Here is a 9941-nt window from a genome sequence, read left to right as displayed (position 1 = left end):
CTGCATAGACGCCCAGCGATACGACGATCGAAAGGGCTTTGCCCAATCTTGGTCCGTCGCCGACGACAACCTCACTTGGACCTTCAAGATCTGGCCCGGCATGAAGTGGTCGGACGGCCAGCCTGCTACCGCTAGGGACGCGGCGTTCACTTATAGTTATTTGCACGATTCCATAGGCAAGCCCGACGAGCTAAACGTCGGGTGGAACAGCACCAGCGGTCTTGAGAACGTCGAGTCCATCAAAGCGTTCGACGACGAGACTTTGCAGATCGTGACCAAGTTCCCCGCGACCTGGCCAATAGACAATATCATAATGATCGTTCCCGAGCACATTTGGAAGGACATCAGCTATGCTGACGCACGCGTAACCTTCCGCAACGATCCGCCTTTGGTGGGTACGGGACCTATGATCGTTTCGGAGTTTCACCAGGGCCAGTTTACACGCCTGACGCCGAACCCCTATTTCCGTACGGGGAAGCCCCAAATCGCGGGGGTGATCCTGCGGTCCTTCGATGCCGCCGATCCGATTGCGCAAGGTCTTAAGAGCGGGGAACTCGATTATGGCAACTACCTGACGTCCGCCCAGTGGGCTGATCTCTCGAAGGATCCCGACATTGTAGTCGGTGAATCCCGCATAGCTCAGAAAACCTATCTCGCCTTCAACACCGCTTCGGGAGATGGCGCAGGTAGCACCAAGGCTCTGCAGGATCCGGCGTTTCGCGATGCGCTCGGCTACGCGATCGATCAGAAGGCCATCGTCGATCGAGCCATGCGCGGACACGCCGACCCTGGTGTCGGACTCGCAATGCCGGTGGCGGCCGATTACTATTCAGATCTGAACGACATCAGGCGCCACTTCGATCTCGCCGAAGCCAACCGCCGGCTTGACGCCGCAGGGTACCGGGACACGAACGGCGATGGCATTCGGGAGGACAAGGACGGGAAGAGTTTCCAGCTAGAGCTGGTGTCTGGACCTTCAGCAAATATAGAGATGCCGGTCGCGGCAGTGCAGTTTATCGCTGGCTGGTTGGAGCAAATCGGTATCCCTGTATCGGTGACTCGGCTCGACTCCGGTGCGCTGAGCGCCCGCGCCGCAGCTCCGGCGAAAGGCGGCGGAGGGTGGGATCTGCTCATTTCCGATACCTGGCAAGGCCCAACACCTAAAGACCTGCTCATCTTCGGCAGCAGCAATTCCATCGGCATCAAGAACAAGGCGTACTGGACGAATGCGGAGTTCGACAAACTGTTCGCGGAGGTGCAGGTCACCGTTGACCTCAAGAAAAACCAAAAGCTGGTCGACCAGGCAGCGCGACTAATTTATACTGAAGCGCCTTACATCGTACTATGTTACCCCACCCTGCTCGAAGCCCACCGGAGGGATTGCTTCGAGGGTTGGGGAAAGCAAGGCATCATGTCGATGGACAGCTACTTCCCATTCGATCGCTTGAAGCCGGTGCCCGCGCCGTGAACGGAGGGGGAGGGAGCCGTCACATCCTGCGCATCATCGTCAGGGCCTCTATAACCCTCCTGATGGTGGCAGTCCTGAACTTCATCCTATTCCGAGTTATTCCAGGTGACCCTGCATCTCTTTTGCTTGGCGGGGCGCGCGTCAGCGTCACCGCCGAGCAGATTGAGGCGCAGAACCAACGTTGGGGCCTTGACCGGCCGCTGTTCCCGGACCAGGCGGTCGACTACCTGTCGGCAACACTCCGCGGCGATTTCGGCTACAGCTTCAAGTTCAGGGGCAGGCATGTCGCAGACCTGATAGCGGAACGCCTGCCGGACACCATAGTCCTAGTCGGGGTTGCTCAGATAATGGCAATCGTTATTGGGGTGATGCTTGGGATCTACGCAGGCTGGCGCCGGGGAGGAGCCGGCGACCGTATCGCAACCGGAGCCTCTCTGGCGCTCTATTCTACGCCGGCTTTCTGGCTCGGCATGATCCTGGTGGTAATCTTCAGCACGGCATTGGGTTGGCTCCCGGGCTATGGTGCATACTCGCCCGGCCTGATCACGGGCTCTCTTGGTTCGTTCCTCGACTACCTGCAACATCTCACGCTTCCCGCCACTGCGGTGGCGCTTGGGCTAATCGGCCAGTACGTCGTCGTCGCTCGTGCCGCAATGAGTGACGTACTCACCGAGGATTACATGGTAACCGCACGGGCGAAAGGGCTGACCAACGGTCAAATGCTGATGCGTCATGCATTTCGCAATGCAATGCTACCGGTCGTGACCTTGATCACCCTCAATATTGGCTATGTGGTCGCCGGGGCCATCACTGTCGAAGCCGTTTTCGCCTGGCCGGGTATCGGCGGGCTGACGGTGGAAGCACTCAACGCACGGGACTACCCAGTCCTTCAAGGCATATTCCTGTTGCTTGGCGTTTCAATTGTTCTCGCAAACCTCGTAGCCGATCTTGCCTACAGCCTTCTAGATCCGAGGGTCCGACAATGAGCGACAATATTGTTCGATATTGCCCGCGAGGCCGGGCGCGCGCAATAAAAGGCTTTCTGCGTCAATTTCTCAGCTATGGCGGTGCTCAGGTGGGCCTCGTATGTCTGGTATTCTTTCTTGTTGTGGGAGCGGTCCCCAATATTCTGGCGGGACCGCTCCAGACTGCGATCAATGCAACTGGCGATTTCCTCGCACCCCCATCAGGCGAGCATCTGCTCGGCACGGACGAAATCGGGCGGGACGTGCTCAATCTGGTCCTCCATGGTGCCCGGATCTCGCTTACGATTGCGCTACTCGCGACTGTGATCAGCCTCGTCGTTGGGACTACAATCGGTACGACCGCTGGCTACTATGGTGGCAGGGTCGACGTCTGGCTGATGCGCTTGACAGACTTCTTTTTTGTCATGCCGTCCTTCGTGCTGGCGCTGGTCATTACACCCGTGGTTCTCGAGGTGATGGGGCGCGGTGGAGAAATCCTGGGCTTCCGTCCTTCTCTTTTCGTGATCATTGTCGTTATAGGCATGACAAGCTGGTCCTTTGTTGCACGTATCGTCCGGAGTCAGACACTGTCGCTTAAGGAGCGACCATTCATTGATCGTGCGCGCGTTGCGGGTAGCAGTAATTTCGGCATCATGGTGCGGCACATCCTCCCCAATCTCGTGCCGCAAATCGCAGCCAATGGTGCGCTGGTGGTCGCCAGCGCAATCTATGTCGAGACATCGCTCTCATTCCTTGGACTCGGGGACCCGTTGCAGCCTTCATGGGGCACTTTGCTTTCGCTCGCTCAGCGCGCCGGCGCGGCCAGTGCTGGAGCCTGGTGGTACCTCGGCGCCCCAGGACTGTGCGTACTCACGGTTTCGCTTAGCTTCGTCCTGATTGGCAGTGCCCTTGACGACACGTTCAATCCACGGCGGAGGGTGATCCCATGACCAGCTCCTCCCAGGACAAAACACCGCTTCTGGAAATAGACCGGCTCTCTGTCGATTATGGGCTCAAGGGCGTTTCATTGCGAGCAATCGACGGCGTAAGCTTCGCGCTCCGAGCCGGAGAGGCCGTGGGCCTCGTCGGAGAATCGGGCAGTGGCAAGACCACGACCGCGATGGCGATCGCTGGTCTACTATCACCCAACGCGCGGGTCAGCGGCGGCCAAGTGCGCTATCGTGGCAACCGACTGCCGATCGACGATGATGCGGCGATGCGGCCACATCGCTGGAGCGAAACGTCCGTTGTCTTCCAGGGCGCGATGAACGCACTTAATCCTGTTCACCGCATTATCAAGCAGATCGCCGAGCCATGCATGCTGAAGCTCGGCATGTCGCGGGGCGAGGCGACCAAGCGGGGAAGTGAGTTGCTTCAACTGGTCGGCATCCCGGCGGATCGTGGTTCCGCCTACCCTCACGAGTTGTCGGGCGGAATGCGACAAAGGGTGATGATTGCCATGGCGCTCGCGTGTCGACCTTCGATTATCATTGGTGACGAGCCCACCACAGCGCTCGACGTCATCACTCAGGCTCAGATCCTTAACCTGCTAGGCGACTTGCGATCGCAGTTGAGCCTCGCCCTGATTTTGATCACCCACGACCTTTCTGTGGTGGCTAAGTGTTGTGATCGCGTAATGATCATGTACGCGGGCCGCATCGTCGAGGATGGCACTGTCGCCGAGATTTTCGCCCAGCCCAAACATCCCTACACCCGACAGCTGATCGAATCGATCCCGAACCCAGCGAGCGGCAAAAAGATGATCCGGCCAATACCGGGTGATCCTCCCAACTTGGTGAATCGACCCTCGGGCTGCGCTTTCCATCCGCGTTGCCCGTCGGTCATGGGGGGGTGCGCGACCGAAGTCCCCAGCCTCAATAAGTTCGGGCGGGGACGTGTCGCCTGTCACCTTCACCGGTCCTTGACGCAAGAAGACAAGGTCGCTGTTCATGCCTGACACTGCCGGCATCCTGCGTCTCGAGAGCCTGCAAGTTCATTTTCCTATCCAGGGCGGTCTGTTCGACCGTGTCCTGGGCCGATCTGTCGGCGCCATGCGCGCGGTAGACGGGATCGACCTCAACGTCGGGCGGGGCGAGATCGTCGCCCTGGTCGGCGAATCGGGAAGCGGCAAGACCACTGTGGGCCGCGTCATCACCAAGCTTGCCAAGCCGACTGGCGGCAGAATGCTGTTCGAAGGCCGCGACATGAGGTCGGTAGAGGGCTTCTCGGCTCTACGTCCGTACCGGCGTCGCGTGCAAATGATCTTCCAGGACGCTTATCAGGCCCTCAATCCGCGACACACCGTGTTCGACATCGTGGCGGAGCCGTTGCAGTCCCTGCGGCTGGTCGGTAACGCCACTCAACTCGCCGACCGGGTGAGTGAAGCGCTTGCGGCCGCTGGGCTCAATCCTCCCGGCGATTTCTTCGCCCGCTTCCCGCACGAGCTATCCGGCGGGCAGCGCCAGCGCGTCGTGATTGCAGGAGCGCTTGCCGTCCGGCCGGAACTCATCGTTGCTGATGAACCTGTATCGATGCTCGATGTCTCGATACGCGCTCAGATTCTTCAGGTCCTGGTTGACTTGCGCGACAGGCACAACATGGCGCTGCTGTTCATCACCCACGATTTGCCCCTTGCCTGGCTGATCGCCGACCGGATTGCGGTCTTGTATCTTGGAAAATTGGTCGAGATTGGTAGCGCCGACGAGATCACATTCAACCCTCGCCATCCGTATACCGTCGCCTTGCGCAACGCCACACCGCAGATTGGCGGCAACGCAGGTCGCGCCGAGTTGCCGGCCCTGCAGGGCGAGGTTCCAAGTGCCGCGCGCGTGCCGAAGGGCTGCCGTTTCCATCCTCGTTGCCCGCTTGCCTTCGACCGTTGCAAAGCTGAGGAGCCGCCGGCGATCGAAGTTGGACCACAGCACCTGTCAGCCTGCTGGCTCGCTAAGTGAAAGGCATGCAATCAGCGCCACCCCAATGAGCGTATTCCATCTGGTATTGCACAGGCAGGTGGGCTGGAACACCACCGTGCAGATAGAATGCTGAGACCCGTCGAAATTGGCCACTCCATCTTGAATCAGTCTCAATGTCTGGGAGGCACTCTGAAGTGTGTAATGAACTAGGCCCGATTAAACCGCCAACGCCGCGATACGAAGTGGTTTTGCAGACCGGCTTGCGCGTTCCAATGCGGGACGGCGTTGAGCTCGCCACGGACCTGTATCGGCCTATTGGTTACACTGGGGAACTCGGGTCAATCCTTATCCGAACTCCATACGGTAAGACGCCCTATCGCTGTCCGGTTGAGCCTCGCCACAAAGTGGCAAGAATGTTTGCTGGACAAGGGTTCGCTGTACTTGTGCAGGAGCGTCGTGGCGTCTTCGATTCCGGCGGCGTATTCACGCTCAGGGAACATATAGGGGACGACGGTTATGACACGCTGTCCTGGATTTCGCAGCAGCCATGGTCGAATGGACGCGTGGGCACATATGGGTGCTCGGCGCTTGGTATCGCGCAGGTTTTGCTGGCGCAGTTGTGCCATCCAGCCCACCGATGCGCAATTGCGCAGGGATCGGGCGGCGCGAACGGCTCTGCCGGAGGGCGATATCGCAACGGGGATCTCCGTCTCGGCGGTGCGGTGGAGGTTGCCGCGTTTGTCCCCTGGTTCCACCAAACCGCAGCGAAGGACCGGTCCCGAGTGCAACCGAAAAGCGATGAGGAGTATCAGCGGGCTTTCGCGTCGCTGCCGCTCGTCAACATGCTTAAGAGCCTTGGGGGACCGCCGACTGACTGGGAGGACTGGGTCTCGCGTGACCCAGGCGATCCCTGGGGGGATCGGAATGGGATGCTTAGCGAGGACTCGACCATCGACGTCCCAGCCCTGTTCGTGAACTCGTGGTACGACGTGGGGGCTGCCGACGCGCTTCACCAGCAGCGCGTTTTTAGTGCTCGCGGATTGAGCCCGGCGGCACGCGATCACCAACATATCATTCTGTCGCCAGCCACGCATTGTGGCACCGAGAGTCTCAAAGCCCCGACGGTTATCGGCGAGCGCGAGCTGGGCGACGCGCGCCTGGATTGCTGGCAGATCTACCTGGACTGGTTCGACTGCTGGCTGAACGACAAGCCCGACCGGATCGAGGGAATGCCCCGCGTCCAGTACTACGTGATGGGTCGCAACGAGTGGCGTGCCGCGTCAGAATGGCCCCCTCTTGGTGTGGAACTGCAGCACTGGTTCCTCCGCAGCGGCGGGAATGCCGCGACCCGTCTAGGCGACGGGACTCTTGATGTAGAGCCTCCGAGTGCCGACGAGCCGGCTGACACGTTTACCTACGACCCTGGGGATCCGGCGCCGTTCTTGGGGATGGACGGCGGGAAGTCAAGTGGAACTACTATAGGACCCCGCGATTACCAGGACGTCCAGCTTCGTCCAGACGTCCTCTGCTTCACTTCACCGCCCCTCACAGAGGGCATGGAGGTTACCGGATTTGTCCGGGCGGTCCTCTTCGTCTCTTCTTCGGCCCCGGACACGGACTTCGTGGCCAGACTGTTGGACGTACATCCCGATGGCCGTGCGATTGACGTGGTGGACGGGATACTGCGCGTCCGCTATCGCGAGGGCTTTGATCGGGCTGTTTTCATGGAACCGAGCGTTATATGCAAAATCGAGATTGATCTCGACGCCACAAGTAATTGGTTTCCGGCCGGCCATCAAATTCGCCTGGAAATCACTAGTTCGGCCTTCCCGCGGTTCGACCGCAACCTGAATACGGGAGGTAACAACTGGGACGAAACTGAATGGGTAGTGGCTCGGAACACGATTCATCACTGCGAGCAGTTCCCCTCCCACGTACTGCTTCCTGTGATGACAGCGATGGGGTCCCATGCCGGCAAGGCGAATTTGAACAGCATCGCTAGGTGTTTAGATTGTGGTATTCGGCTTTGCCCCCCGCCTTGAACGGGTTGTTTTGAAGTGCTGCGCTTCGAGATGATGACAAAACGTGGTCTGTGTGAACAGCCACAAGCATCAGGAAAGGAAGCGCAGCATGAAAAATTATGCCGGACTGGACGTCTCCGTGAAAGAGACCACCGTTTGCATCGTGAGAAGGGCGCCGAATTTGCCGAGAGATGAAGGTTGCTAGTCATCCGGACGATCTTGCTGACGCATTGAAGAACCCCGCATGGAATCTCGCCCGGATCAGGCTTGAAGCCGGCCCCTTATCCCAATGGTTGGTCTGGCGGCAGCCGGACTACGTGACCTGTATCGAGCCCCGTCATTCCAAGGCGTTCTCAAGGCACAGGTCAACAAGACCGACCGCAACCATGCTCGCGGCATCGCGCAGATATGCGGGTTAACCTGTTCCGGCCCGTGCATGTCAAGAGTAAGCGGTATTCTCGGGCCACGGCCTTGAGCTCGAGCTTGTTGATGTAGACCCAAGGCAGGAGATCGTCGATCTGGCTGTTGGGGTGGCCGTTGACGATCCTGGTGAGGACATCGGCGAGATAAGCCGAGCGGTTCGACACCATTGAGCTTGCAGGTTTCGATCAGCGAGGCGATGACTGCCCAGTGTTCGGCGCCGCCGTCAGAGCCTGCGAAGAGCGCGTTCTTGCGGTTGAGCGCGAAGACTGATTCATTATGCACCCCCTCTTCAAATGGCGGGAAACAGCGATTTCTGATTATCGTCGTTGATGATACGCGGAGATTTGCGCGCCAAATCGGCCTTGATCCGTTCATCTTCAAGGTCGCTGGCGCGGATCTGGTAGGGCGCGCCGCGCATGACCTGCTCGGCTGGTAATATGCCGTCCCTGACGAACCGGCGGATTTTGACGTGCGACACGCCAAGCTTCGCGGCCGCGTCCGACATGGTAAGCCACTCGCCGTTCTTGTCGGAAGACCGATAGCCGCTGATCTTGTGCACCGTGCGCAGGGATTGGACGCGTCGCGCCGTCCAGGTCTTTCCCTGACCCGTCTTCATGCCCATGCGGTTGAGTGTGGCGGCGATTTCGGCATCCGACCATCGCGTTGCCATGGATCGCATGACCGCCAGAGCCTCCTCAGGCGTACTCTGGCCATGCTCTCCGGATTTGGACTTGCGAACCCTTACCTGGGAATGCTGGCCCCCATGCCAATGGATGGTCAGGATCACATCGCGCGCGTCGTCATCGACGTCCGCCACAATGTCCTTGATGAGCGCGCGCAGCAGTTGCTGACGGAACCGCATATCGACACCCGGCGCATTCCAGGCGGCTTCGAGATCCTGGGCGAGGCCGGTGAAGTCAGGGATCGCGTCGACAGGCTCCATACGCTGGACTTCACTGAGCCGGGCCTCGCAGGTCTCCACGCGCCTGAGCCTAGCTTCCCAGTTCCTCTCGAGCTGGGCCGCTATAAGCCGGTTCTCCGGGTCGCAGGCGGCGTAGCGGCGCTCGGCGAGCGATGCCTCATAGCGTGCCTGCTGCAGGTCCATCTCGATCATCTGCCGCCGCCTGGCTTCGCTCTCCAGCTGCATCTGTTCAGCCTCCAACGCCGCCTCGATCGCCATCGGCGCAACCGCCTCCAAGGCTTCGCGGGCCACCGCCGCATCGGTGCGAAAGCCGTTGAACGACATGCATCGCGCCTGCGCCATCATGGTGTTCTCGCAACGATAGACCGGGTAACCTTGGCCACGTCCGGCATACGTGACAACCAGTCTTCGCCCGCATCGACCACAGGAGAGAAGACCCGGGAGCAACGCGCGACCGCCGCGGCCCGACTTGACGCCGCCGGCTTTGCCATAGGCGTTGGCGGCGAGAAGTTCCTGGTTCCGTTCGTACTCGCTCCATCCGATATAGCCTTCGTGATGCTCCTTGAGCACCACCGCCCAATCGCTGGCCGGCTTGTAATGACCATAGCTCTTGCGGACGCGGCCATCCACGATCTCGGTGCGCTTCTCGCTCTTACCATAGACATAAGCGCCGGCGTAGAACGGGTTCTTCAGGACGGAGATCACGTTGCGGTAGCGGACCGGAACCCAGGCGAAGGACACCATCTTCTTGCCGTCGGAGGGTCTGGGGAAATGCACGCCATCGTCGATCATCGAGATCAGGACCTGGCGGGCACTGCCGAGTTCGCGGAAACGCGCGAATATCAGGCGAATGGTCTCCTGCAGGCGTATATCGGGATCGAACCCGAGACCGTAATCCCGGTGCCAGACGTAGCCGAAGGGCACAGAGATGCGCAGTTCGCCGCGCTGTGCCTTGGCGCGGTCAGCTTCGTACATGCGAGCACGCAGCACCCCGAGTTCGAACTCGCTTATGCTCCCCTTCATGCCGAGCAGCAGGCGATCGTTCGGCAGTCCCGGATCGTAGACTCCGTCCAGATCGATCACCCGTGCATCGACTTCGCCGCACAACTCGAGCAGCCGATGCCAGTCCGGTCCGTTGCGAGACAGGCGGGACGCCTCCAGGCAAAGCACAGCGCCCACATGACCGGTGCACAGATCGTCGACCAGGCGTTCGAAACCGGGACGTTCCAC

General features: G+C 60.0%; 7 protein-coding genes and 2 pseudogenes. 7 read left to right on the top strand and 2 right to left on the bottom strand.

Features of this window, described 5'->3' with window-relative positions; genetic code table 11:
• The 7 genes and pseudogenes from EN935_RS10800 to EN935_RS41955 all read left to right on the top strand — a co-directional run.
• A partial coding sequence (locus EN935_RS10800) for an ABC transporter substrate-binding protein (protein ID WP_127373311.1) occupies positions 1-1468 on the top strand: 1468 nt, incomplete at its 5' end.
• Positions 1465-2454: an ABC transporter permease gene (locus EN935_RS10795; protein WP_063169344.1), complete on the top strand. Its 990-nt coding sequence runs from the start codon at positions 1465-1467 to the stop codon at positions 2452-2454. The genes EN935_RS10800 and EN935_RS10795, both read left to right, overlap by 4 nt.
• Positions 2451-3383 (top strand): ABC transporter permease, encoded by a 933-nt coding sequence (locus EN935_RS10790; RefSeq protein WP_063169343.1) that lies wholly within the window; start codon positions 2451-2453, stop codon positions 3381-3383. The genes EN935_RS10795 and EN935_RS10790 overlap by 4 nt, the downstream gene beginning before the upstream one ends.
• Entirely contained in the window at positions 3380-4390 is a 1011-nt protein-coding gene (locus EN935_RS10785) for an ABC transporter ATP-binding protein (RefSeq protein WP_063169342.1), read from the top strand. The genes EN935_RS10790 and EN935_RS10785 overlap by 4 nt, the downstream gene beginning before the upstream one ends.
• Positions 4383-5384 carry an ABC transporter ATP-binding protein gene (locus EN935_RS10780; protein WP_063169341.1) on the top strand — a complete coding sequence of 334 codons (1002 nt, stop codon included), beginning with the start codon at positions 4383-4385 and terminating at the stop codon, positions 5382-5384. Before EN935_RS10785 ends, EN935_RS10780 begins: the two co-directional genes overlap by 8 nt.
• Positions 5385-5518: 134 nt before the next feature.
• The gene (locus tag EN935_RS10775) at positions 5519-7387 is read left to right on the top strand and encodes a CocE/NonD family hydrolase (protein WP_127373310.1); all 1869 of its coding nucleotides are present in this window, start codon (positions 5519-5521) and stop codon (positions 7385-7387) included.
• An 88-nt stretch (positions 7388-7475) separates the two neighbouring features.
• Positions 7476-7813 (top strand): annotated as a pseudogene (locus EN935_RS41955) (IS110 family transposase); the annotation flags it as partial.
• A 44-nt stretch (positions 7814-7857) separates the two neighbouring features.
• On the opposite strand, the pseudogene EN935_RS10765 reads toward EN935_RS41955, so the two are convergent.
• A pseudogene (locus EN935_RS10765) lies at positions 7858-8050 on the bottom strand (transposase domain-containing protein); the annotation flags it as partial.
• Between the two features lie 28 nt (positions 8051-8078).
• Positions 8079-9941 (bottom strand): recombinase family protein (locus tag EN935_RS10760; protein WP_127373309.1); only part of this gene is annotated, 1863 nt, incomplete at its 5' end.

The organism is Mesorhizobium sp. M7D.F.Ca.US.004.03.1.1 (assembly GCF_003998635.1).
Taxonomy (GTDB): domain Bacteria; phylum Pseudomonadota; class Alphaproteobacteria; order Rhizobiales; family Rhizobiaceae; genus Mesorhizobium; species Mesorhizobium loti.
Note: the sequence above shows the minus strand (reverse complement) of the source record. Positions and strands in the feature narration are given on the sequence as shown.